This is a genomic window from Streptococcus suis (assembly GCF_019794615.1).
Lineage (GTDB): Bacteria > Bacillota > Bacilli > Lactobacillales > Streptococcaceae > Streptococcus > Streptococcus suis_AI.
The window spans coordinates 15,896-38,856 of the sequence record NZ_JAIMDU010000022.1 but is presented as its reverse complement, the minus strand read 5'-3'; the positions used below and the strand labels follow the sequence as shown (position 1 = coordinate 38,856).

Sequence of the window (22,961 nt, the reverse complement as noted above, 5' to 3'; positions counted from 1 at the left end):
TAGCTTTGCTCTCCGCACTTGTCAAATCAAGTTCATCTAGCTCTACTTCAACACTTATATGCTTATCGACATTAAGTTTGGACAATAATGCTACCGTCTCGACGTGGCTTGAGTGGTCAGTATGGATAAAATTTAAGATTTTTCAAAAGCCTCGTATGTGGGAATATATCTAGTTTTGGTTGTTTCTAAACTCACTTAACATTTTATTTAAAACTAATGCGTTTTCATACTCTTCTATAAAAGCTCCCTCTTTGTAATTAGGTAAATTAGGAATATGCGGCATATATACATTATTCAAATACATATCTCTTTTATCCCAATTTCTCCTTACAAATTTCTCAAATTCCATACGTTCGTTTTCTGTTTCAAACAAAAGAACAACCTCGAAAAAGTCCATTCTAGAGTACTCTTCACTAAAACTTTCTTGCAAGTAGAAAAACTCATTTAACTTGTATTTAAAAGTTCCTTTTGTAAAGTACCTATAGGAAAAGTCCCAATTATAATTTTTTGTTTTATCTAGAGTAATACCAGCTATTTCCGGACATGGTGTAAAATATCTTCCTCCATCTAAGGCGACTCCAAGTAACTCTTTTAAAAGAGTCTGATGATATTTAAATTGTATGTCATACCAATGTGGACTTGAATCTGTTTGGGAAAATAAATAGTATTCATAACCATCTCTACCGTCTTTTGCAGACATGTATTCTATCGTAAACTCAGGAAAATATTTATAATACTTTTGCATTTCACCATATGGACCATCATTCCAATTTTCATAGTCCTCAAGATAAATCTCAAATCTTTCTAAAACTGTTTGAGTTAATCCGAGTCTTTTTCTCCATAAGAATTCAACTTTATCTATATCTGCTGATCTATCTATAGGTGTGTTAGTATCTTGAATTCTAGTGTAAATATAATTTGCCCTAATTCCCTGAAAGTTATCTGTCAAATAATATGGCGTGTTATTGTCATTCAATATCACAATTACATCAATTGTTTTACCTGATATTTGATAGCTTTTTACATATACCGTTGGCCTTAAACCACCTGCGAATTTTTTGTCTTTTAGAAAATCAACTATGTTTTGAGTGTTTTTTCTTCCATTGTCTTCACTCACATCTCTAAGATTATAATTATCATCTTCGTTGACACCTATTATTATAAAAGCATCTCTACTATCTAAATTATTAGACATGCAAATAATATCATGAAGTAAGTCTTGCTTCCCTTTATTATCAGATTTATACCATTCTTTCTTAAAATCCCAGTACCCACCTTCTTGTCTAAGATTTATCAATTCTAATATAACTTCTTGTTTAACCATAAATCTACTCCACTAATATTACATAATTGATTATATTATACCATTACTAGGTCATTGATATTAGTAAATAAATTTTGAATTTTATGCCAAAATGGTACGAGTAAATGATTCCGCCCATCTAGAGTCTATGTAATATGTATTAGTTTCTAGGTCCTCAACATCAGCAAGGTAGTACTCATATTGTTCTTGAGAAAAGTCGAGAGATGCTACTGCAATCTGGTTATTAATAAACATAAATTGATAGTTTTCATGTCCAACCTTGGTGAAAATCATATGTTCATAGTTAAACTGAATATCACCATCCTCAAGAGGACTATTCATATACTTCATAAGCTCAATTGCTCTATCATCATACCCTGCTGAAACAATCTGTACCTTTTCAACGAAAGACTCTATATCCGAAACTACTCGAATTCTATACTCACTGAGATTAACACCCTCAGAAATCAAAGAGCAAATTTGCATTGAAAGCACATCAACATTACCATCTGCACAATACTGAATAATTGTTTTTTGTTCTTCATCTACTACGACTGTTGGGTAATCAATTAGAACCATATGGTTACAGTTATGGCAGGTAAATTTAAAGAAATCCCAGTCCAAAATAGCAGAAACAATCTCAGGGGTCTTCACCGCATAAACCCTATCAAATCTTTCAAAAGTACTTAGTTTTCCGCAATTAGTGCAGTTTGTTTTTGTTAAAAAAATTGTTGTCATTCTACTTTTCCTCTTCATCATTATTAAGTAAGCAACTTGCTCTCACTTATTATATTCGCAATGCAAAATAAATTTTGGAATTTTTTTCAAAAAAAGTTAAGTTGTATTGTATCAATTTCAGAACTCACACTTCGGTGTGAGTCAGCACTAGGCTATCAATCCTATCCACACCTCGACTATGCAGATAGGGAATCAAAGTCCGCTCTGCATTTGCCTGCCGAGATCGCTCCTGCCACGCTTCCTTGGCTGCGAAATCAACTCGTCCGCCCACATCAATCAGAATCGTCCGCCCCCTCATATCCCGCAAAAAGATACTATCCCCCTGCCCTACGTCTACCACCGTCACCTCATTTTCCAGCGGGTGTTTGGTTATGAAAAATAGCAGAGCAAGGATCAGACTCAATCCAAGGAGCCATTTCTTCTCTCTGTGAAAATCATAAAGCAAGAAAAGGCAGAACAGCAAGAGCAAAAAGACAAGGCCCGTAGGTTTTCCTAAAATCCAAGGCCGAATCCCCAATTCTGCCACCCATACAATAATCTTTTCCATAAGGATAAAGAATCCATTGACCCACGTAATTTTAATGAAGGGCGATAGTAAAAAAATGACAGATAGCCCAGGTAACAACAACACATCAAAAACGAAGGAAAAAACAAACGTTAAAAGGATAGATAAGGGCTGAAAGGCAAAAAAATAGGACATCAAGACCGGTAAAATTCCAAGAGAAATACTCAGACTCTCCACTGCTATCTTCTTTAGCTGCCCTAGCTCTTCAAAATCAAAGACTGTCAATAACAAAGCATAGGTAAATGTCAGCACACCTCCTGCTGTCAGAAGAAAACGTGGCATAAGCAAGAGACAAACAAAGACAGTTGCTGCAAAATTATCCAATTTTCGTAGCCCAAGATTACCCAGAATTTTCTGGACCAAGGACCGCACGACTGAGACAGAAAATCCTGTCAATCCTGCATAAACAAGAGAAAACGGAATTTGAAGCTTATCGACAGTTTCCTTGGTTAAACCCAAACGCAATAAAAGCCAGCGAAATTTATCAATGAAGAAACCAACCTGCATCCCAGACAGGGCAAAGAGATGAATGATCCCTAAACTAGAATAGAGGTCACTCATTTGGTCAAAGTCACTATCTAACTCTCCCAATAGTAATCCAGTCATGTAGTGGCTCATGGGAGCAGGAAAATGAGATTTGATATAAACGAGAGCCTGCCTCCGCCAGGTTGACAACCAGTCAAAGATATTCCAAGAATGAATAGGGAGAATATTGTTAATGGTACTTATTTTTACTGTCCGATAGATGCCCTGGGTTTTGAGATAAGCCTGATAATCAAAACCATTGAAATTACGTTGACCTGCTGGTTGGCTAACTTCTGCATCTACCTCTAACTGCACCAAGTCCGTAAGCTCCTGAAAGTAAGTTTGTTCTTCCTGGCTTGCAAGTTTATAGAAAACCTGAAAAACTTGACCTTTAGCCCGACCACGAAAAGATAGGCTGTCTCCGTTGACATCAATGGTATCAGGAATAACCTGCACAGTTGTCACTTGCTCTGGAGCCCATTGATTTGTCCGCTCCCATTGTATCTTCTGACATCCGAAGAATAGACCACATAAGGCTAGAAGCGGTAGCGTTCTGATGAAGACCGTCTTTCCTTGCCGAAGCCCAAAGACTGCTAGTAACAGACTCAGCAGGCTCATTGTCAAAAGGGAAAAAGAGTGGACTGCAAAGTAGGCTAACACCGCCAAGACTGCAAAGTGAATGGGCTGACAGGGGAGTCTAATCAACCGTGACATATGGTCGGATACTTTCCATTGTTTTATCACCAATTCCTGAAACATTATTCAGATCGTCAACCGATTTAAAACCACCATTGGCTTCACGGTAAGCAATGATATCCGCCGCTCTCTTTGCACCTATACCTGAAATGGTTTGTAAATCTGTCTCGGTGGCAGTATTTAAATTGACCAAGGATGATTTGCTCTCCTCTTGAGTTTGAGTAGCTACAGCACTTGAGTTTGGTGCTGTTATTACCGAAATATCCTCATCCTTGTGTGCGACGTAAATAATCTCTTCATCTGCCAATTTTTGAGCTAAATTGACTGATTTTTGATTTGCTTCTGCTGTAAAACCACCAGCCGCAACAATCGCATCATTGACGCGACTCTCGAACTTAAGAGTGTAAAGTCCAGGTCTCTCTACTTCTCCTTTAACATCTACCACGACCAGCTGGATTTCTTGTTCAGTATCACTTGTTTTGCTTTCTGTACTGGATTTTTCAACCTCTTCTGGAACACTACTTGCTTGCTTCTCCTGTGAAAATGCTGCCAAACCCGTTTGATCTGCAGGCTGAGGGGGCTGGTTGAGCAATAGAACACTCACAACCACTACTGTCATCATACTTGCAATTACACAAAACCACTTATGTTCCTTTACTATGTTTAACATTTCTTCCATAAATTTACCTCCATCCTTTTATTCGAAAAACAAAAAGAAAAACCCGCAGAAACGAGTTTTTCAAATCATTTTTTTAATTCTACCGATGGATTCCAAAAGAAGCTTGCTATGTAACTAAAAATATAGGTCAATCCTAAAATAATTGCTACTAGGATAAGGATAGGAAGACGGTAAATATAAGTTAATATATTTGGTTTTTTCTTAGTTTGGAAGGATGCTGCGTAATCATCTAAACGTTTAAATTCAGTTTCGATTCGATGGGTTACTTCAGCCGTCCCTGCATCATCCATGCGCTTGATGTCTGAAACATCGATAGGATTTCCAAAAGCCACATCGATTCGCTCACCAGCCAAGAGCCCCTTGATGGTCATCGGTCCCACATAGGTTGCAGGCATGAGTTTAACCTTGGCTGACTTGGCAATGACCGCTACACCACCTTTTAATTCTGAAGAATGGCGACTTCCAGAAGGAAACATGACCAAAGAACGATTGCTTTTTTTCAACATGTTGACAGGGTATTTGATAGCTGCCATCCCAGGATTTTCACGATCAATTGGGAAGGCTCCGCATTTGCGAATCCACCAGCCAAAACCGCGATCCTTAAACAGTTCTTTTTTAGCCATAAAAATAAACTGTTTTGGCGCAGCAGCAAATCCTAAAAAAACAGGATCCCAGAAGGTCTTATGTGGTGCGATTAAAATATAATTCTCCTCTTGTGGCAACATATTTTCTTTATCATGATAATGGATATTTCCATTAATTGCCCAAAGTAAAAAAGATAGTAAGGTACGTAAATAGGCGTAAAACATAGTCATCTCCTTTTCAGTCCTTACCATTATACCATATTTTATCTCCGAAAAAAATCTGAAGTTCTCTTCATACAATGTGCTATAATTATCATATGCATAAAATAGAATTACAAGAAGGGGAGCGGATTGACCAGCTCTTCTCAACAGATGTCCAAATTATTCAAAATCGGGAAGTTTTTAGTTATTCAGTTGATAGCGTCCTCCTATCGCGTTTTCCGAAAATGCCAGCTAAAAAAGGATTGATTGTCGACCTTTGTAGTGGAAATGGGGCAGTGGGCCTGTTTGCCTCCACACGTACCAAGGCTCAGATTGTCCAGGTTGAATTACAGGAACGCTTAGCGGACATGAACCGGCGATCCATCGAACTCAATGGTTTAGAGGAACAGGTATCAGTGATTAACGACGATTTGGCAAACTTACCTCAATATGATTTACGATCAAAAGTTGATTTAATGCTCTGCAATCCTCCTTACTTTAAAGTAGATGAATCTTCTAATCTCAATGAAAGCGAGCATTACCTTTTAGCCAGACACGAGATTGCAACCAACCTAGACAGTATTTGCCAGGTGGCACAACAAGTACTCAAATCCAATGGTCGCTTGGCCATGGTGCATAGACCAGATCGATTTTTGGATATTTTAGATAAACTACGTACCTATAAACTGGCTCCAAAACGCATCCAGTTTGTCTATCCCAAGGCCAGTAAGGAAGCGAATATGTTACTGATTGAGGCTATCAAAGATGGTTCTGTAGATGGATTACATATCTTGCCACCTCTGGTTGTTCACGAGGAAAACGGCGACTATACTCCTGCTATTCATGAGATTTATTATGGAAAATAAAGCCTATTTTTATGTTCTAGAATGCGCTGACGACAGCCTCTATACCGGTTATACAACAAATGTGGAAAAAAGACTTGCTACTCATAATCGTGGCAAAGGTGCTAAATATACACGTGGTCGTTTGCCTGTCAAACTACTCTATCAAGAAGCTTTTGCCAGTAAGCAGGAAGCCATGTCTGCCGAAGCCATGTTTAAAAAACGTAGCCGGCAGAGCAAGTTAGACTATATCGCAGAAATGACAAAAAAACCTCGTACAAAATAGTACGAGGCTTTTTATTTAAAAGACTTCCAAAATTGTATCAATTTTCCCCATAGCCTCTTCAAAAATAGCTTGAGCTTTGCTTGGATCAGCCGATTGCCCTTCGATGAAAACTTGATGGATGTCTTCAAAGCCCAGAAACTCAAAGATAGACTTGATATATTGGGATGCTGGATCTTGACCTGCGTAAACTCCACCATTGGACTGGATATGCAACAATTTTTTGCCCTTGACCAGACCGATAGAGCCCTCAGGTCCATACTTGAATGTCTGTCCTGCAACGTTAATGGTATTAATCCATGACACTAATTGACTTGGCACATTGAGGTTCCAAAGGGGATTGACCACGACTATCTTATCTGCTGCAAGAAATTGTTGGGTCAAGGCATTGTAGCGGTCCAACTGCTCCGCTTGTTCAGGACTGATTTCTATACCTTTTTTAACTGCTCCCATAGATTCTAACAAAGGCTTATCCAAAGCTGGAATCTGGTCTTCAAAAACATCTACTATTTCAATCCGATCTTCTGGGTGCAAACTGACGTACCGAATTTGAAACTCTTCTAAAGCCCCCAAAGCATAGGACTTTTGTGGGTCAAGGGGGTGGGCCTTTACAATTAATACGGTTGCCATTGTTCATCTCCTTTATTACTAGTTATTGATATTTATATTCTACTCTTTTTGATATGAAATTCAAATCATTTGCTCAAAGCAAAAGGCTGGTCTCCCAGCCTCTGCTTTTCTATCTTATTCTATTATTTTAAATAGGTGTAGGCAATACATTCTAGGCTATCAACAGCTGTAAAGCCAATTGCCTCATAGAAAGACCGTGTCTTCTCAGTGTTGTCCGTCAAGAGATGAAGTTGATAAATCTCTGGAAAATGGGCAATGGCTTGTTCCAAAAGATGACGACCAATTCCCTGACGCTGATAGGTGGGCAGGACCAAGATGTCCTGAATAAAAACGATTGAATGGCCGTCACCAACTGCTCGCAAGAGACCCACGAGACGATCACCGTCAAAGGCCGCAAGAACAAACAGGCTATGTTCCAAAGCCTTCTGTAACATGGTAGGCCGGTCAGTATAATTTGTCCAACCAACTGAATCATAGAGGTTAAGGACAGCTTGAAAATCAAGTTGAGGATGTTGTTTGTAAGTAATCATGATGTTCTCCTTTGTATTATTTTTTTAGAATACAAAGGCTCTATCCATTGTCAAAACGCCCATGGTCCTACCTCCTATTTTACTACTTCTAGTATATCAAAAACCGATCCAATTATGAAGTGGTTTTGAAATGCAGATAAGCATAATAGATGCTAAGACTTACAACAGAAATACCAACCAATATCATTACAAGGATAGATAGGGTTGGTGAACCTAACAAACTTACTAACTGCAACAACCCACCAATAATTAAGAAATAGCCAACATGCTTTCTTCCTTTTCGTTCAATTTCGTTGGTCTTGCTGTCCAATTCCTCCTTGGGTAAATAATTTCCTATCACCATATAATAGACAGCCAGCAGTCCAATGACAAGCCTCCGATAATCCAATTCTCCGCCTAAATTATACCAGAGTAAAGAAACTTGAATGATGAGAGCCAGTAGCGGAAAAAGCCATTTGACCACTCGAATGGCTGGTGTTTTCCCTATCCCTTTCACATCATAACGTACAAAAATTAATAGGTGAATACAAAAGAATAGTAGCGGTGCAAAAATTGTCACCATATACTTGGGCATAGAGCCATTTGGCTTACCATTTACGCCAAAATGCGTTACCATGGTATCTGGCAATGCTTTATAGTAACAAATCATCAATACAGCAATCAGTAGAAATATACTCGAAGTTGCTAATAAGGTTTTTATGTCAATTTTCTTCATCTTGATGTCCTCCTAAACTTGCAATCCAAACCAAGACTTCTTCAAAGACCGTATAGTTTAGACGATAATAAATAAAATTTTTCTGCTTTTCCTCCAAAATTAATCCAGCTTTTTTCAAAGTAGATAAATGATGAGAAACTGTTGCTCCTGTTAATTGAAATTGTTCTACAATTTCCCCAGCAGACTTCGGCCCCGACTTAAGACTATCTAGAATTTGCCTACGAATAGGAGCAGAAATTACCTTCAAGGTTTCAGACAATCCCATAATAAGCCTCCTTGCTCATCTATTTAGAAATATTTCTAAATAGAATTTTACTCTATTTTTATTGTTTGTCAAGAACAATTTTGATATTTTTCTAAATAGATTTCAAAAAAACAGACCACTCTTTATGGTCTGTCAAACACTGCTTATCTCTCCCCTTTATTGCGGATAACAAAGCCTGTTTTCTTTTCACTTGATGTGCGTTGGTGTGGTTTTTTGTTGTCCTGACGGCGGTTGTCACGTTTGAACTTGTCATCACGACGGTTGCGATCGTTACGATCACCACGGCGTCCGCCACGATCACGATTGCGGTCAACGTCTCGTCGGCCACCACGATCACGGTCGCGACCACCACGGCCACCCTTGCCTTTAGCTTGACCAGGTGCAAACTTGAATGGCAGTGGTTTTTCACGCGCAATTTCTACCTCTGGCAGACTTTCTGGGTCTTGTACTGTCAAGGTCAACACATAAAGTGCTAATTCTTCTGGAGTAAATTCAGCTGCCAACTTGACTGCATCTTTCTTGAACTTATCGAAATTGCTACGGATAGTTTCATCAGCCATTTCACGTTCAATCTTTTTCAAGGCAACTTTCTTCTTCGCCTCAAAAGCTTCTTGAGCAGTGGCAGGTTTAAGGCCCTTCATACGTTTCTTGGTCAAATCTTCGATTATCGCCAAGTAGCCCATCTCGTTTGGAGAAACAAAGGTAATAGACTGACCTGATTGACCCGCACGACCTGTACGACCGATACGGTGAACATAGCTTTCTGGATCCTGTGGAATATCGTAGTTATAGACATGAGTTACACCAGAAATATCCAATCCACGCGCCGCAACGTCCGTCGCAACAAGGACATCAATCTGGTCATTTTTAAAGTCACGGATGACACGAAGGCGTTTGTTCTGGTCCAAATCTCCGTGGATACCTTCTGCACGGAAGCCCCGCAGTTTCAAACCACGAGTCAATTCATCAACACGGCGCTTAGTACGACCGAAGACGATAGACAATTCAGGCTGGTCAACGTCCATAAGGCGAGTCATAGTATCAAATTTTTCATGTTCTTTGACACGGATATAGTATTGGTCCACGTTCACATTGGTCAATTCCTTAGCCGCAATCTTAACGTGCTCAGGCTCTTTCATGAATTTGACACCAATACGTTTGATTGGCTCTGGCATAGTCGCAGAAAATAGGAGAGTCTGGCGACTTTCAGGAACACGTTCGATGATCGCTTCAATATCGTCTAAGAAGCCCATATTGAGCATCTCATCAGCTTCATCAAGAATCAGAGTCTCAACACCGTCCAAGCGTAATGCCTTGCGTTTGATTAGATCCAACAATCGCCCTGGCGTACCAACAACAATGTGGGCACCTGAGCGAAGAGCCTTGATTTGTTTTTCAATACTTGAACCACCGTAAACAGAGCGAACTTTTACACCCTTTTCACGACCAAATTTGAAGAGTTCTTCCTGACTTTGCACAGCCAACTCACGCGTTGGGGCAATAATCAAGGCTTGAACAGCTTGATTGTTGGTGTCAATTTTGTTGAGAGTCGGCAAACCAAAGGCGGCAGTTTTCCCTGTACCCGTTTGGGCTTGACCAATCACATCTTTTCCTTCCAGAGCAAGCGGAATCGTCTGCTCCTGGATAGGTGACGGCGTTTCAAAACCTGCCTTCTCAACGGCAAGCAAAATGTCTTCTGATAATTGTAGATCTGTAAATTTCAATTATGATACCAAGTGCGTTAAGAAAACAAGGTGAAAATAGGAGACTGACGCAGTGTGACAACACACTAGGAAGTCTATCTTTTTCACGAAGTTTTTAGCACGGGTTCGAATGCTCTTCCCGAACTAGTTTCCTAACGCATTTCCTTTCTTTTACAAGGCAGTGCGAAGCTACCTTATCTAACTTTTTTTGTAACAAGATATCAGGGTCGAACCACTGATATTGGATTTGCAACCTATCAAGTATAACACAATCTAGGGATAATCGTTAGTAATTACTTTGAAAATAAAAATAATACGTTTTCATGAAAAAAGCAGATTTCCATTCTCTGCTTTTTACAATTTATCTTGGTAAATTTTTTGAATATCCTCAATTCCCAAAAACTAAAAGTTATCACTTACATTTTTGAGTGTTTCTTTATTTCCCTAAAACTGCGGTAGCCAAAGCTTTTTGAATGGCAATCACACTTTTATCACTCTTAAATTGAAGAATTTCAGCAGGTTCTGCAGCCGAAGAAATCCAAATTTTGAGCTCAGCATCCAAATCAAAATGTCCTGATGTTTCTACTGTAAAACGTGAAATAGAGCGATAAGGAATAGACTTATAGGATACTTTCTTCCCAGTTACTCCTTGTTTATCCACCAAAATCAAACGATATTCTGTAAACACAATCAAGTCACGAACCAAGCTGAAAGCCATCTCAACTTGTTCATTGTCCAACAATACATGTTCTAATTCCTGCTCAATTTTGTCATTATTTAGTTGCGAAGCATTGCCAAGCAAACCTGAAAATAGTCCCATTATCTGACTCCTTTGTTGGTTTTTATCTATTTTACCTAAAAACTGGTAATAAAAAAAGCAAAAACCTCTAGGAGTTTTTGCCATCATTTATAGTAAGCTTGTTCTATATAACGCGAAAGTTCGAAATTAGGTAAGCCGACTGCTGTCGGTCTCTCATCTCCCGATAGCAAACATCTCCCAGATGTTAGTAAAAGGTAAGCTGATTACCATCAGTTCCCATTTTCAACTAGAAAAGGTCCACTGGACCTCAGCCATTGGTAAGCCGACTGCTGTCGGACTCTTATCTCCAACCTTTCACCTCGCTTGACGTCTCAAGGCTCGGGCTGAAACAGTTCCCCGAACTGTTTCACTCCACCCAGACTTTATTCAACGGTAAACTGACTTCCGTCAGTTTCCATCTCCCGATAGCAAATATCTCCCAGATATTTGCTACATCTTCTCTTCCAACTCCACATCAGGATATTTGTCCGCGAACCAGCGGAGGGCGAAGTCGTTTTCAAAAAGGAAAACTGGTTGGTCAAAGCGGTCTTTGGCTAGGATGTTACGGCTTGAAGACATGCGTTCATCCAGGTCTTCTGGCTTGATCCAGCGGACTGTCTTTTTACCCATTGGGGTCATAACTACCTCAGCATTGTATTCACCTTCCATGCGGTGTTTAAAAACTTCAAATTGGAGCTGTCCAACGGCACCCAGCATATACTCGCCAGTCTGGTAGTTCTTGTAGAGCTGGATTGCACCTTCTTGCACCAGTTGCTCGATTCCCTTATGGAAGGATTTTTGTTTCATGACATTTTTAGCAGAAACTTTCATGAAAATTTCGGGTGTAAAGGTTGGCAGCGGTTCGAACTCAAACTTGTTCTTGCCTACGGTCAAGGTATCTCCTACCTGATAGGTCCCTGTATCGTAAACCCCAATAATATCACCCGCCACTGCATTTTCCACATTCTCACGGGATTCAGCCATGAACTGGGTCACGTTGGACAACTTGGCCCCCTTGCCTGTACGTGGCAGGTTGACCGCCATACCGCGTTCAAATTCGCCTGAAACCACACGGACAAAGGCAATGCGGTCACGGTGACGAGGGTCCATGTTGGCTTGGATTTTGAAAACAAAACCTGAAAAATCTTTGTTGAGCGGGTCAATGACATCCCCTGTCGTTGTCTTGTGACCATGTGGCTCTGGAGCAAATTCCAAGAAGGTATCAAGGAAGGTCTGCACACCAAAGTTTGTCAGGGCTGAGCCGAAGAAAACAGGTGTCAAATCGCCGTCCAAAATCGCCTGTTCTGAAAATTCATTCCCAGCTTCCGCCAAAAGTTCAATATCATCCAGAACTTGTGCATAAAAGGGGTTAGAACCAAAGAGCTTGTCACCCTCGTCCAAGCTTGCAAAACGCTCATCACCTCGATAGAGTTCTAAGCGTTTGTTATGGAGGTCATAGAGACCCTCGAAAGATTTCCCCATACCGATTGGCCAGTTCATTGGATAGCTGGCAATACCCAAGACTTCCTCTAGCTCTTGTAACAAATCAAGTGGCTCACGCCCATCACGGTCCAACTTGTTGATAAAAGTAAAGACTGGAATATTGCGGTGCTTCACAACCTCAAAGAGCTTTTTGGTCTGGGCCTCAATACCTTTGGCAGAGTCCACCACCATGACAGCCGCATCCACCGCCATCAAGGTCCGATAGGTATCCTCAGAGAAGTCCTCGTGTCCCGGTGTATCCAAGATATTGACACGCTTACCTGCATAGTCAAACTGCATAACAGAGGAGGTAACTGAGATACCACGTTGTTTCTCAATATCCATCCAGTCAGACTTGGCAAAGTTACCAGTCTTTTTCCCCTTTACTGTACCAGCCTCACGAATCTCACCCCCAAAATAAAGCAACTGCTCAGTAATGGTGGTCTTACCCGCGTCCGGGTGAGAGATAATCGCAAAGGTGCGGCGTTTCTTAATTTCTTCTTGTAGTGACATGATGTTTCCTTTTCTTTTTCTATATTTGGGTTCATAGCAGAGCAGAGCTCTAATTTACTTCAATTTACATTGGTTTTATCCACATTCTTTGCTAGTGCAGCTAAAAAACAAAAGAGCTGCTGTGCAACTCTTTTATTATAACGGATTCGCATGGATTTTTCAAACGCTGGTAAAGTCAATCTTGGAGCAGATAGACCAATTTCTTTTTCCAATATAATTGGAACCCTGCCTGAACAAAACCAATAAAAAATGATATCACTAGCGTGAGGAGAACAAAATTAAACAAAATCACTTGGCTATTGACTATGGGTAAGCGAGTCAAGTAACCATAATTTCCTTTTGTCAACCAATTGACAAAAAGCATGACCAGATGAAGCATGACTGTCAGTGACAAACGCTCCTGTCTTGAAAGGCTGAATCGGTGTCCTTCTGTCAAAATATAAATCAAGCACAATACTGCTAAAGCATAATGACCCACCACCAAGGTAAAAAATGTCAAATGTGGAAAAGGGAAGGGATCGAAGACCGGGTAAATGAAAGCCACTAAGGAACCAATAAAACCAAGATAGGAAAAATAGAGTTTCAAGTGCCCCCTTCTACCAAATAGCAGAAATAAAATAGATAGGCGACAATGATAAAATGGTAAACTTTCAGAAAGGGACCAATCGGACCAAATATACCAACTGTATAGACTGACAATCTGCAAGCATAGAATAAACCAGAATACCTTTTTGAACCATGAATTAGCATAGAATTTCCCTGCTACATAGAGCAAAACGCAGAGAATTAAGAATAAGCTCATACGGTCTAACATGGTCAAACTAGGTCCATGCGAAACTTGATTTGTAAAAAAATCATTCATACTTTCCATACTTCTATCCTTTCTAGGTGTTAAAGCAAAAGATAGTATATCAAATTGTATAAATGTTTACAAGGTTAACCAAGAAAATTGAATATAACTCAAACTAAAACTAGCAACAACAGACTACACATTTTAAAAACCACTTTTCTTCATCAATTTCAGAAATCGTTGCAACCAATCACGCTGCTCCTGTAAATCATCAAAACCATCCACAAATTCAATACATTTCTTAGCTCGTTCAGTATAGGGATAATATTTTTTCACCTGTCTTCTCAATTCTAAAACAACACATAACAACTCATCTTGTTGTCGCTGTTCCATCCGACGATGATGTACGTAGTCTGAATGCCACTTTTCAAGCATGAACAGTTGCTTATCGAGGCATTCAATAGTCTGAACTGTTTTCAGGTCATCCAGACGATTCTGTGAACGGAGCCAATCACACAAACTCTCCACACGAGCCTGTTTTCGCTCGAGTTCCGCGATAGCCAACCTTTCCTGTGCTTCTTTTCGTTCAAGAAATTTTTGATGATCTTCTATTTTATGACAGATTTCTCTATCTTCCGTTTGGGAATCAAGCGAGTTCTTCAAAGCAATTGACTCTTCATCGAATTGTCCATCTAGCCAGGCTAGTAAATCCTGCTTTTTCTGGGCCCATCTCTGCAAATCAAGTTGTCTTTGTCGCTCACGCTCTACCTCTCTTTCTCTCTGAGCTAGCAAGTCCTCTCGTTCAAGGGCTTTTTTACGCAATGCAGCAGCAACTCGCTCGTGCAGTTTCCACCTTCTCAGCTTCTTTAAGTAGGCTTCCACATCAAAAACTTGATTCAATTCCGGTCGTAAATAATCATTAACCACATAAAGAATCCGCTCCATCTTATGAAAGGCAAGCTGTCGTTCCGATTGTTTTCCACTCAAGGCCAGTTTAAAAAGCTGGAAATCATTCCATGGATCATAGCGATTGCCCCTATCTGCCTTAAAATAGCCCTTCTGATAGTATTCATCTAAACTATCCAAGTCCATTATTTCTTTGAGGCTTGAAAAGTCAGAGTTGGACCGCAAACGATATTCTCGCTCTGCCTTTTTCAAACTCTTGGTCAGTTCCTTATTTTGAAATTTTTTGATACAAGAGGAACCGATTGGTGATAGCTTTATGTTACTAAGATCTGTACGAGAAACAGAATAGACTTTCTGCAAGTGAGCCTTACCACATAAACACTTGCTTTCCATGGCCTTATCAATTTTTTCTAGCTTTACCCTTGTCCATTCCTGCCTAGCTTCCTCCCAATTATCGGCTAGACTCAATGAAATGACTATCGCTTGTAAATTTGAATCCTTCATCTCAACCTCTTTTTACATATTGTTATAATATATTTTATAAAATATATACATACTTTTCAAGGTCTTGAACAAATAAAAATGATTGAACATCTCCGCATTTTTGCAAAAGAAATTCAATCATATTCACTATTTTGCTAATTCTTCCACTACTTTTCCAAGGTTCATGGAATTGGAGCCTTTAAAGAGGATTTGATCTTGTGTTCCTAGGACTTCCTTGACTTGTTTCACCAGATTTTCAAATTGGTCCTGCTCAGCATTTTTCCTAAAGAAATAGACTTTTCCAATTGGGAACATCTGACTAGCCAACTGAGCCAGGCCTTCAATATCCTGACCGTAGAAAATGACGGTATCTAGCACATCAGGCGACAGGCTCAGAATCATCTGATTGTGGAGGTCAACCGACTGGCTACCCAGTTCTTTCATGTCTGCTAAAACCGCGATTTTCTTGCCGCCTTCATTGGCTGGAATGCTAGAGAAAGTTTCCAAAATCAATCTCATGGCCGTTGGGTTGGCGTTGTAGACATCGCTGAGAATGTCTGCTCCGTTGGCTGCCTTCTTCCACTCGGTGCGGTTGCGGGTCAAGTTAAGACTGGCTAGGGCTGACTTGATTGCCTCATCAGGCACACCCAAGGTCTTGCCCACGTAACTTGCTACCATGGCATTGGTGGCATTGTACTTGCCTGTTACTGGGAGGAAAATGTCGCCGTCCATAAAGTTGACGGTGAAGGTCAGGCTATCTTTTGACTCGACCAGACTGGTCACCTGCAAATCTCCCTGTTCACCAAAACGAACGAGATCCACTTGGCTCGGCAAGAGCTTATCCGCAATCGGATCTGCTGGGATCAAGAGTTTACTACCTGGCTCCATTCCATCTGCAATCTGTAATTTTCCTTTGGCAATTTCTTCTCGTGAACCGAAAAATTCCAGATGGGCTTCTCCAAAAAGGGTAATCACTGATAGGCTTGGTTTGGCAATTTCAGACAGGAGATGAATGTCGCCCAAGTGGTCCTGCCCCATTTCCAAGACCAGTTTTTCTGTATCGTCAGGCATATGGAGGACGGTGTAAGGCAGACCAATTTCGTTGTTGTAGTTGCCTTGTGTCTTGTAAGTCTTGTATGTAGTTGCAAGGATATCATGAATCATATCCTTGGTGGTGGTTTTACCGTTTGAGCCTGTCACAGCAATAACTTCTACCCCTGTTTTGTCTAGGTAGTAGGCCGCTAATTTTTGTAGGGCAGCCAAGCAGTCATCTACTAAGATGTGAGGCACATCAAGGCTAGCTTCCGAAAGGGTTACAGCGCAGCCATTTTCAAAAGCCACAGGAATAAAGTCATGACCGTCACGCGCTCCCTTAAGTGGAACAAAGAGGTCGCCAGTTTTGACGAGCCGGCTATCGAACTCGACCTTGTTGAGTGCTGTATCGGGATAAAGCCTAATATCATTTTTTGCGCCCAAGACCTGAGCGACTTCGTGTAGGGTTAATTTCATTGTTTTCTCCAATATAGTCTTTTAGTTTACTTTTAGTACTAGGCAACGAGCCGCAGGCATAACTGAAGTTAGGCAAGGTGAGTTAACGACGTAATAAAAGATAAACTAAATGACGATAAACTAAAAAAGAGCTTTCGCTCTTTCTATTATACCACTTTTTAGCGAACTTGCGTGAGGACACCATCTTTCATCTCATATACCTTATCGCATTTTTCTATCATGCGCTGGTCATGTGTCACCATGATGATGGATTTATTTCGTTCCTTTGCTTCTTTAGCTAGAAGTTCCACTACTTCAAAGGCCCGGTTACTATCTAGGCTGGCTGTCGGTTCATCAGCAAGAATCAAGGCTGGATCATTGTAGAGTGCACGCGCAATTGCTACCCGCTGTCGTTCTCCGCCTGATAAATCCTTAGGGAACTTGTTTTTGAGATGGTCCACACCCAATTCAGATAGGAGTTCGTTTCGCTTGCTCGGTTCAGCTTTCTTATTTACCTTATCAACCAAGGTTAATTGTTTTTCGACAGTTAAAAATGGAATCAAATTAGAAGCCTGCAAGACAAAACCAATATCCTTATAGCGTAGTTGAGCACGTTTCTTTTCTGGTAGATCAGAGTAGTCTGATTGATTGATTAACACACGACCAGTTGTTGGTGTTTGTAGACCTCCTGCCAAGGTCAAAAATGTTGATTTACCAGACCCGGACGGTCCGATGATTGCGACAAACTCGCCTTCTTCAATACTAAAATTAGTCGGTTTAAGAGCTGTAATAGTTTGACTACCGTCTTGGAAGGTTTTACTAATATTTTCAAAAATAAGTGTTTTCATAACAACCTCCTAAGATAAATTTTGTAATGGATCTACCTTAAAGATAGAACGTACAGAGAAACTAGCACCTAATAGGGCAAATACAACAAGAGCTAGACCGATTGCGATATAGAAGGTCCAGTTATTTTCAAATGGCACAGCGCTTGGCAAGACAAGGGATGACAAATACGTTCCAGCCAATCCAAAAACAGTTCCCACACCAGCCAGAAGGAAGGTTTGAGCCAGTACAGAACCTGAGATATAGCCATTTGAAAGACCTTGAATTTTCATCAAACCAAAAATCGGAGATTTCTGTGTTGTCAAAACAAAGATAAAAATACCAATAACAATGGCTGAGATGACAATCAGGAATCCTATCATAAAGCCAAAGGTCATATTTTGTGCCTTATATCCTGGCAGATTTTCTATGAAATCTGCAATGGCAACTTTTTCCAACTCATCCGGTACTGAGGAGGCATCTCCACGAATGACAATGGCACTGGCCAGACTACTAGTAGCTGCCTGTTGCTTATCTGCTTGCATTAATTCTGAAAATGCATCAAAATCCATATAAACGACAGGTGCCACGCCAAAATAAGCATTATCTGTATACCCAACAATAGTCACTTTTTCATCAGAACCTGACAGATAGATTTGATCTCCAATTCCAAAACCTTCTACCTCTGACAAGGTTTTGTCTACAACGACTTCTCCCGTTTTTTCATACAAACGACCTTCAACAATATTTGGAACGATAAAACTATTTGACTCAACGGCAAAGATGTTTACCTTTTCTTTTTCGTCTGAACTGGCATTTTCATCCACATAGGAAACTCCTGCCTGTTGGCGAATCAAGGCTTTGTTACTAGCGTCCACCTGGTCAAGCAAGTCTGTATCAATTTTTGATGCTGTAATCAGGCGATTGCTTTCTGAATTAAGCAAGACATAATCTGCCTGCCATTTATCAACTGCTGTTCTATTTTCCTGCATGAGACCATAAGCCAAACCAGTCAGGAAAAAAACAAGGTAGGAAATTAGGATTAACAATCCTAAAATCAAGCCATAACGCAGCTTATTCTGCCGCATCTCTTCAATTGCTAAAAACATCTTACTCCACACTTTCTAAGACATAAAATTTTGTCTCAAATATAATACTTTCTTTTAAAAGAGCTTTAACTTTACACTTTTGTTCAACGTAGGCAAGAATCTCTTTCTGCTTCTGCGCTGAAACCGACTCACCAATTCCAATCAACACCTCAAAACGCTGATTTTCCAAGCGACTCTCCACCTGAACAGGCATAGTTTTATTGCCTTCTTGGCTGGCATAGTAACCCTGGACACACATGGTGACGCAGGCAGCTAAGCCAATGTTCACTAGACTAACGGGAGTCTCCCCCTTCTTCGTCACACCAAAGGTATGAACCGGTTCACCATAACCTTGAGAAATTGCCTGAAACAGACCTTTCCCTTTTACTGTCGTTTGATACATAAACACCTCCAGAACTTGTTCCATTTTATTCCTTTTTACAACCCTTTGCAAGAAAAAGATTTAGAAAATGAAATAAAAAAAGATTGGTAAAGTTTCCAATCTTTTCCTTGTTTTATATTAAATGACTTTCCCGTTTTTCAAACATTTCTTTGGCCAATCGAACAAGCTCTTCAATCAAGTCTGGGTAAGCTAGGCCCATATTATCCCAAAGGAGTGGATACATAGACCACTGGGTAAAACCTGGCATGGTGTTGAGCTCGTTGAGGAAGATGTCGCCGACTTCTGTCAAGAAGAAATCACAGCGAGAAAGTCCACAACCACCGATTGCACGAAAGGCCTTGGCAGCATTTTCTCGCATGATATCCATAATTGATTCGTCAATTTTGGCTGGGATATCCATTGTGATTTTGTTATCAATGTACTTGGCATCATAGTCATAAAAGGCAACGTCTTTGACTACTTCACCAGGAAGTGTCGTTTTCACGTCAGCATTTCCCAAAAGACCAACCTCAATCTCACGCGCATTAACACCCTGCTCAACGAGGACACGGCTGTCATACTTGAAGGCCAGCTCAAGTGCCTTACGCAAGCCAGCTAAATCCTCAGCTTTTGAGATACCGACACTTGACCCCATATTAGCTGGTTTTACAAAGACCGGATAAGTCAATTTTCCTTCAATCTCTGCAATCTTATCATCGATATTTTCACCCTCGATAACTGCCACATAAGGTACTTGGGAGATTCCTGCTGATTCAAGAACGCGCTTGGTAGTGATTTTGTCCATAGCAACGCTGGAAGACAAGATATTGGTGCCAACATACGGCATACGAAGAACTTCCAAGAAGCCTTGAATCGAGCCATCTTCCCCCATCGGTCCATGAAGGACAGGGAAAACAACTGCATTTTCTTCATAAATATCGCTCGGACGGATTTTTTGCTCTTCAATAATCGTCGCATTGGTCATCAATTTTTCATCAGCAGCTGGTGTTTGAGAAAATTCTTGGGTCTTCACAAAGTCACCAGCTTGCGTGATGAAATAGGTTTTTACAAAGAATTTATCATAATTGATGGCACGCATGACGCTCTCAGCTGATAAAACGGATACTTCGCGTTCTGCTGAACGACCACCATATAGTAAAATTAAAGTTTCTTTTGTCATATACTTTCCTTTTCTAATTCAAAACAACTATAGTTAGTATAGCATATTTTTTATCTGATGGGCGGACCAAGGTCTCCTAAACTATAATTCTGTCCTATTCTCAATGGCACGAAGGAGGGTGACTTCATCTGCGTATTCAATGTCACTTCCGACTGCCAATCCTCTTGCCAGGCGAGTAACCTTGATACCTGCTGGCTTTAGGACACGTGAGATGTACATGGATGTCGCTTCACCATCTGCTGTTGCATTTGTCGCTACAATGACTTCTGTCACTTCATTTTCCATCAAACGAGTTAGCAAGGTCTTTAAGTTAATATCGTCTGGTCCAATGCCATTCATCGGGGAAATCAAGCCATGCAAGACATGGTAAAGACCGTGGTATTCTTGGATATTTTCCAAGGCTGTCACATCTCGACTGTCTTCTACAATTAAAATGGTCGACTGATCACGACTGCTATCTTGACAAATACCGCAAGGATCTTGGTCGGTCAAATTTCCACAAATCGAACAATAGGTCAAATCCCGCTTGGCAGCCAATAAATTTTTAGCAAATTCATTGACCACATCGTCCTCCATACCAATCGTATAAAAAGCCAAACGAGTTGCGGTTTTGATACCAATTCCCGGTAACTTTGAATAGCTATCAATCAACCGAGCAATCGGGGTTGGGTACAGCATAATTCTCCTTTAATTCATAGGATAGAGTGAATTGTATAAATTGATAATATCACGCGTAATCGCCTTAGTCGTCGTAGATGACTGGTCCGTCAAATTCGGAAGAACCACCGAAACCGCAATCTGGGGATTATCGCTCGGCGCATAAGCAACAACGTTGGTGTTGATCGCCGTTACCACTTCACCTGAAGGAGTTGTAGTATAAGTTTCGGCAGTACCAGTCTTGGCACTGATGGTCACGGCCGCACCACGACCGATAGCACTACCTGTATTAAATCGTCCTCCACCATTTACAAGTTGATAAAATCCTTGACGAAGGAGAGCCATTTCATCAGCTGAAATATTGACTTGATTCATCTCTTTACCAGAAACTGTTTCAATCAAATCTCCCAATCCACCTTGGGGATTATTTCCATAGATACCTTCTACAAGATGAGGAGAAATCCTTTTTCCATTATTTGCTACTGTCGCTACATATTGAGCCATCTGCATCGGTGTATAGTTATCAAACTGTCCAAATGCATTCATAATAAAGTTTGCGGTGGAATATTCTTCTGGTAAGAAACCTGTTGATTCAAGTGGTAAGTCAATTCCTGTTGACGCACCTAAACCATACTCTGCAAAAGTCGAACGAAGCTTAGTCATGGCATTTGTCAATGTATCGCCATCGTTCAAAAACATATTTGGCGAATAGGTTTGACCTAATAACCCCAAAGCAATTTTTACCATGTAAACGTTTGAAGAATATTCTAACGCCTGTGTAACATCAATATTAAAACTACCATAGGCCCACCAAGATGTAATTGGTGCTGAACCTGCAAAATAAATCGGTTCATCTAATAATACCTGATTTCCTGAGATAATGCCATTCTCCCAACCAGATGAAATAGTTGCACCCTTGACAATAGAACCTGGTGTAAAGACGCTTGTGATAGTTCCAAGAGCATCTTCTGTTATGCTACCTGCTCCTTTTTCATGACTGTATCCAGACATGGCAAGCACCGCACCTGTTGAAGGTTCCAATGCGACTGCATAAACTCCTTCCGAGTAAAGTGCACTACCAGTAGCCAGCTCACTTTCAAAGTATTTTTTCAAAATAGCATTGACTCCATCTTGGAAGGCTAAATCAATGGTTAGTTTAATATTGTTTCCTTGTTGTCCTTCTTGAACAGTCTGAATACTCTCGACGTTACCATTTCTATCTAAATTAATTTCTTTCTTCTCTCGTTGACCTTGCAAGACTTCTTCATACTGTTTTTCAAGATAGGCAGTTCCCACGCGGTCATTCGCAGAATATCCTTTTGACAAATAATAATCGGCATCCTCAGCTGGTAAACCTGCTTGTTCACTTGTTACAGTACCAATAATTGAGCTAAGTGAAGTATCTAGAATACTCCGTTGCCAGTTATTTGTAGTTGAGATTCCTTCAAGTTGGTCAGAATTTGCTACAATCAAAGCCACTTGTTCAGCCGTAAGGCTGTCTGTGACAAGATTAACTGTTTCAAAATAGGAAGCGGCATTCATCTGAGTAAATAGTTCAATTGCTTTCAACTCTTCATCAGAGTAGTTCAACTGTTCTGGTGTTAAACTAGCAACAGCATTTGTATAAATCTCTGACTCACTTAAATAATTGCCGTCTGCATCATAGCGCTGATCATCCGGAAGGTTGCTCACTACTTCCTTGTATACATCTTGATCAGCTAGATAATAATCAGCTTTATCCCGATCTGAAACACTAACATCCGAAACTGTGACCCATTGAAGTAAATTTTTAGCAACTTGCTTCATTTCCTCAGCAGTCATTTTATTAGAGCGAGTAAAGGACACTACTTGTTGTATCTGATTTTCAACCAAAGGCTTTCCTTTAGCATCGTAAATCAGTCCTCGAACAGAACTTTTAGTGACTACTTTCTGACTAGCAGTTGCTAATTTATTACTATAAAAATCATGATTCACAATCTGCATATCTGCCAACCGGACAATCAGCACTGTAAATAATAAAATGACGACTCCAAATAAAATATTTAATCGAATTGGAATCATATTTCTTGCATTACCAGTTGATTGATGATTCTTTTTTTTCAAAAGACA

At 40.3% G+C, this 22,961-nt stretch carries 24 protein-coding genes and 1 pseudogene; 3 read left to right on the top strand and 22 right to left on the bottom strand.

Features of this window, described 5'->3' with window-relative positions; translation table 11 throughout:
• The 6 genes and pseudogenes from K6V43_RS07340 to K6V43_RS07315 form a co-directional block, all read right to left on the bottom strand.
• Nucleotides 1-106: pseudogene (locus tag K6V43_RS07340) on the bottom strand (RNA methyltransferase); the annotation flags it as partial.
• A gap of 63 nt (nucleotides 107-169) precedes the next feature.
• Nucleotides 170-1,324 carry an AlbA family DNA-binding domain-containing protein gene (locus tag K6V43_RS07335; protein WP_105140797.1) on the bottom strand — a complete coding sequence of 385 codons (1,155 nt, stop codon included), beginning with the start codon at nucleotides 1,322-1,324 and terminating at the stop codon, nucleotides 170-172.
• Between the two features lie 81 nt (nucleotides 1,325-1,405).
• Nucleotides 1,406-2,041, bottom strand: coding sequence for a CpXC domain-containing protein (locus K6V43_RS07330; RefSeq protein WP_105140796.1), 636 nt, complete (start codon nucleotides 2,039-2,041; stop codon nucleotides 1,406-1,408).
• Nucleotides 2,042-2,165: 124 nt separating this feature from the next.
• Nucleotides 2,166-3,845 (bottom strand): ComEC/Rec2 family competence protein, encoded by a 1,680-nt coding sequence (locus K6V43_RS07325; RefSeq protein WP_261311804.1) that lies wholly within the window; start codon nucleotides 3,843-3,845, stop codon nucleotides 2,166-2,168.
• Entirely contained in the window at nucleotides 3,829-4,506 is a 678-nt protein-coding gene (locus K6V43_RS07320; protein ID WP_222382472.1) for a helix-hairpin-helix domain-containing protein, read from the bottom strand. The genes K6V43_RS07325 and K6V43_RS07320 overlap by 17 nt, the downstream gene beginning before the upstream one ends.
• Before the next feature lie 65 nt (nucleotides 4,507-4,571).
• Complete coding sequence (locus K6V43_RS07315) at nucleotides 4,572-5,315, bottom strand: lysophospholipid acyltransferase family protein (protein ID WP_222382471.1); 744 nt, start codon at nucleotides 5,313-5,315, stop codon at nucleotides 4,572-4,574.
• 92 nt (nucleotides 5,316-5,407) lie between these two features.
• Here K6V43_RS07315 and K6V43_RS07310 point away from each other — a divergent pair, with 92 nt between their 5' ends.
• Together K6V43_RS07310 and K6V43_RS07305 are read left to right on the top strand one after the other, a co-directional pair.
• Nucleotides 5,408-6,157: a tRNA1(Val) (adenine(37)-N6)-methyltransferase gene (locus K6V43_RS07310; protein ID WP_024397280.1), complete on the top strand. Its 750-nt coding sequence runs from the start codon at nucleotides 5,408-5,410 to the stop codon at nucleotides 6,155-6,157.
• On the top strand, nucleotides 6,147-6,419 hold the full coding sequence (locus tag K6V43_RS07305; protein ID WP_024404504.1) for a GIY-YIG nuclease family protein: 273 nt from the start codon (nucleotides 6,147-6,149) through the stop codon (nucleotides 6,417-6,419). Before K6V43_RS07310 ends, K6V43_RS07305 begins: the two co-directional genes overlap by 11 nt.
• A 15-nt stretch (nucleotides 6,420-6,434) precedes the next feature.
• On the opposite strand, the gene K6V43_RS07300 is transcribed toward K6V43_RS07305, so the two are convergent.
• The 6 genes from K6V43_RS07300 to K6V43_RS07275 form a co-directional block, all read right to left on the bottom strand.
• Entirely contained in the window at nucleotides 6,435-7,046 is a 612-nt protein-coding gene (locus K6V43_RS07300) for an NAD(P)H-dependent oxidoreductase (RefSeq protein WP_222382469.1), read from the bottom strand.
• 122 nt (nucleotides 7,047-7,168) lie between these two features.
• Nucleotides 7,169-7,576 carry a GNAT family N-acetyltransferase gene (locus K6V43_RS07295; RefSeq protein WP_222382467.1) on the bottom strand — a complete coding sequence of 136 codons (408 nt, stop codon included), beginning with the start codon at nucleotides 7,574-7,576 and terminating at the stop codon, nucleotides 7,169-7,171.
• Between the two features lie 112 nt (nucleotides 7,577-7,688).
• Nucleotides 7,689-8,291 carry a DUF1648 domain-containing protein gene (locus tag K6V43_RS07290; RefSeq protein WP_222382465.1) on the bottom strand — a complete coding sequence of 201 codons (603 nt, stop codon included), beginning with the start codon at nucleotides 8,289-8,291 and terminating at the stop codon, nucleotides 7,689-7,691.
• Nucleotides 8,278-8,556, bottom strand: coding sequence for an autorepressor SdpR family transcription factor (locus K6V43_RS07285; protein ID WP_222382463.1), 279 nt, complete (start codon nucleotides 8,554-8,556; stop codon nucleotides 8,278-8,280). The genes K6V43_RS07290 and K6V43_RS07285 overlap by 14 nt, the downstream gene beginning before the upstream one ends.
• 143 nt (nucleotides 8,557-8,699) lie before the next feature.
• Nucleotides 8,700-10,280, bottom strand: a complete 1,581-nt coding sequence (gene cshA / locus K6V43_RS07280) for a degradosome RNA helicase CshA (protein ID WP_222382461.1) — start codon at nucleotides 10,278-10,280, stop codon at nucleotides 8,700-8,702.
• A 415-nt stretch (nucleotides 10,281-10,695) separates the two neighbouring features.
• Nucleotides 10,696-11,079: a PH domain-containing protein gene (locus K6V43_RS07275; RefSeq protein WP_024404500.1), complete on the bottom strand. Its 384-nt coding sequence runs from the start codon at nucleotides 11,077-11,079 to the stop codon at nucleotides 10,696-10,698.
• Between the two features lie 181 nt (nucleotides 11,080-11,260).
• Here K6V43_RS07275 and K6V43_RS11550 point away from each other — a divergent pair, with 181 nt between their 5' ends.
• Nucleotides 11,261-11,386: a hypothetical protein gene (locus K6V43_RS11550; RefSeq protein ID WP_261311803.1), complete on the top strand. Its 126-nt coding sequence runs from the start codon at nucleotides 11,261-11,263 to the stop codon at nucleotides 11,384-11,386.
• Between the two features lie 122 nt (nucleotides 11,387-11,508).
• Here K6V43_RS11550 and K6V43_RS07270 read toward each other — a convergent pair whose 3' ends face one another.
• The 10 genes from K6V43_RS07270 to pbp2b all read right to left on the bottom strand — a co-directional run bounded on the left by K6V43_RS07270 (nucleotide 11,509) and on the right by pbp2b (nucleotide 22,913).
• A complete protein-coding gene (locus tag K6V43_RS07270) occupies nucleotides 11,509-13,053 on the bottom strand; it encodes a peptide chain release factor 3 (protein WP_002935863.1) in 1,545 nt (514 codons plus the stop codon).
• Nucleotides 13,054-13,228: 175 nt separating this feature from the next.
• Nucleotides 13,229-13,924 (bottom strand): YwaF family protein, encoded by a 696-nt coding sequence (locus K6V43_RS07265; RefSeq protein ID WP_222382459.1) that lies wholly within the window; start codon nucleotides 13,922-13,924, stop codon nucleotides 13,229-13,231.
• A 123-nt stretch (nucleotides 13,925-14,047) separates the two neighbouring features.
• Nucleotides 14,048-15,253, bottom strand: a complete 1,206-nt coding sequence (locus K6V43_RS07260) for a hypothetical protein (RefSeq protein WP_024404495.1) — start codon at nucleotides 15,251-15,253, stop codon at nucleotides 14,048-14,050.
• Between the two features lie 126 nt (nucleotides 15,254-15,379).
• Entirely contained in the window at nucleotides 15,380-16,741 is a 1,362-nt protein-coding gene (locus K6V43_RS07255) for a UDP-N-acetylmuramoyl-tripeptide--D-alanyl-D-alanine ligase (RefSeq protein ID WP_222382457.1), read from the bottom strand.
• A 158-nt stretch (nucleotides 16,742-16,899) separates the two neighbouring features.
• A complete protein-coding gene (locus tag K6V43_RS07250) occupies nucleotides 16,900-17,568 on the bottom strand; it encodes an ABC transporter ATP-binding protein (RefSeq protein WP_222382454.1) in 669 nt (222 codons plus the stop codon).
• Between the two features lie 9 nt (nucleotides 17,569-17,577).
• Nucleotides 17,578-18,654: an ABC transporter permease gene (locus K6V43_RS07245; protein WP_222382452.1), complete on the bottom strand. Its 1,077-nt coding sequence runs from the start codon at nucleotides 18,652-18,654 to the stop codon at nucleotides 17,578-17,580.
• Nucleotide 18,655: 1 nt separating this feature from the next.
• Complete coding sequence (locus K6V43_RS07240; protein ID WP_172007383.1) at nucleotides 18,656-19,036, bottom strand: OsmC family protein; 381 nt, start codon at nucleotides 19,034-19,036, stop codon at nucleotides 18,656-18,658.
• 112 nt (nucleotides 19,037-19,148) lie between these two features.
• Nucleotides 19,149-20,195, bottom strand: a complete 1,047-nt coding sequence (locus K6V43_RS07235; RefSeq protein WP_222382450.1) for a D-alanine--D-alanine ligase — start codon at nucleotides 20,193-20,195, stop codon at nucleotides 19,149-19,151.
• 81 nt (nucleotides 20,196-20,276) lie between these two features.
• Nucleotides 20,277-20,873 carry a recombination mediator RecR gene (recR, locus tag K6V43_RS07230; protein ID WP_222367300.1) on the bottom strand — a complete coding sequence of 199 codons (597 nt, stop codon included), beginning with the start codon at nucleotides 20,871-20,873 and terminating at the stop codon, nucleotides 20,277-20,279.
• A 9-nt stretch (nucleotides 20,874-20,882) separates the two neighbouring features.
• The gene (gene pbp2b, locus K6V43_RS07225; RefSeq protein ID WP_222382473.1) at nucleotides 20,883-22,913 is read right to left on the bottom strand and encodes a penicillin-binding protein PBP2B; all 2,031 of its coding nucleotides are present in this window, start codon (nucleotides 22,911-22,913) and stop codon (nucleotides 20,883-20,885) included.
• Nucleotides 22,914-22,961: the final 48 nt, after the last annotated feature.

Bases quoted from the DNA above. Each gene is read 5' to 3' on its own strand.
- K6V43_RS07335 (WP_105140797.1), bottom strand. From the start codon at position 1,324: ATGGTTAAACAAGAAGTTATATTAGAATTGATAAATCTTAGACAAGAA.
- K6V43_RS07330 (WP_105140796.1), bottom strand. From the start codon at position 2,041: ATGACAACAATTTTTTTAACAAAAACAAACTGCACTAATTGCGGAAAA.
- K6V43_RS07325 (WP_261311804.1), bottom strand. From the start codon at position 3,845: ATGTCACGGTTGATTAGACTCCCCTGTCAGCCCATTCACTTTGCAGTC.
- K6V43_RS07320 (WP_222382472.1), bottom strand. From the start codon at position 4,506: ATGGAAGAAATGTTAAACATAGTAAAGGAACATAAGTGGTTTTGTGTA.
- K6V43_RS07315 (WP_222382471.1), bottom strand. From the start codon at position 5,315: ATGTTTTACGCCTATTTACGTACCTTACTATCTTTTTTACTTTGGGCA.
- K6V43_RS07310 (WP_024397280.1), top strand. From the start codon at position 5,408: ATGCATAAAATAGAATTACAAGAAGGGGAGCGGATTGACCAGCTCTTC.
- K6V43_RS07305 (WP_024404504.1), top strand. From the start codon at position 6,147: ATGGAAAATAAAGCCTATTTTTATGTTCTAGAATGCGCTGACGACAGC.
- K6V43_RS07300 (WP_222382469.1), bottom strand. From the start codon at position 7,046: ATGGCAACCGTATTAATTGTAAAGGCCCACCCCCTTGACCCACAAAAG.
- K6V43_RS07295 (WP_222382467.1), bottom strand. From the start codon at position 7,576: ATGATTACTTACAAACAACATCCTCAACTTGATTTTCAAGCTGTCCTT.
- K6V43_RS07290 (WP_222382465.1), bottom strand. From the start codon at position 8,291: ATGAAGAAAATTGACATAAAAACCTTATTAGCAACTTCGAGTATATTT.
- K6V43_RS07285 (WP_222382463.1), bottom strand. From the start codon at position 8,556: ATGGGATTGTCTGAAACCTTGAAGGTAATTTCTGCTCCTATTCGTAGG.
- K6V43_RS07275 (WP_024404500.1), bottom strand. From the start codon at position 11,079: ATGGGACTATTTTCAGGTTTGCTTGGCAATGCTTCGCAACTAAATAAT.
- K6V43_RS11550 (WP_261311803.1), top strand. From the start codon at position 11,261: ATGTTAGTAAAAGGTAAGCTGATTACCATCAGTTCCCATTTTCAACTA.
- K6V43_RS07270 (WP_002935863.1), bottom strand. From the start codon at position 13,053: ATGTCACTACAAGAAGAAATTAAGAAACGCCGCACCTTTGCGATTATC.
- K6V43_RS07265 (WP_222382459.1), bottom strand. From the start codon at position 13,924: ATGGAAAGTATGAATGATTTTTTTACAAATCAAGTTTCGCATGGACCT.
- K6V43_RS07260 (WP_024404495.1), bottom strand. From the start codon at position 15,253: ATGAAGGATTCAAATTTACAAGCGATAGTCATTTCATTGAGTCTAGCC.
- K6V43_RS07255 (WP_222382457.1), bottom strand. From the start codon at position 16,741: ATGAAATTAACCCTACACGAAGTCGCTCAGGTCTTGGGCGCAAAAAAT.
- K6V43_RS07250 (WP_222382454.1), bottom strand. From the start codon at position 17,568: ATGAAAACACTTATTTTTGAAAATATTAGTAAAACCTTCCAAGACGGT.
- K6V43_RS07245 (WP_222382452.1), bottom strand. From the start codon at position 18,654: ATGTTTTTAGCAATTGAAGAGATGCGGCAGAATAAGCTGCGTTATGGC.
- K6V43_RS07240 (WP_172007383.1), bottom strand. From the start codon at position 19,036: ATGTATCAAACGACAGTAAAAGGGAAAGGTCTGTTTCAGGCAATTTCT.
- K6V43_RS07235 (WP_222382450.1), bottom strand. From the start codon at position 20,195: ATGACAAAAGAAACTTTAATTTTACTATATGGTGGTCGTTCAGCAGAA.
- recR (WP_222367300.1), bottom strand. From the start codon at position 20,873: ATGCTGTACCCAACCCCGATTGCTCGGTTGATTGATAGCTATTCAAAG.
- pbp2b (WP_222382473.1), bottom strand. From the start codon at position 22,913: ATGATTCCAATTCGATTAAATATTTTATTTGGAGTCGTCATTTTATTA.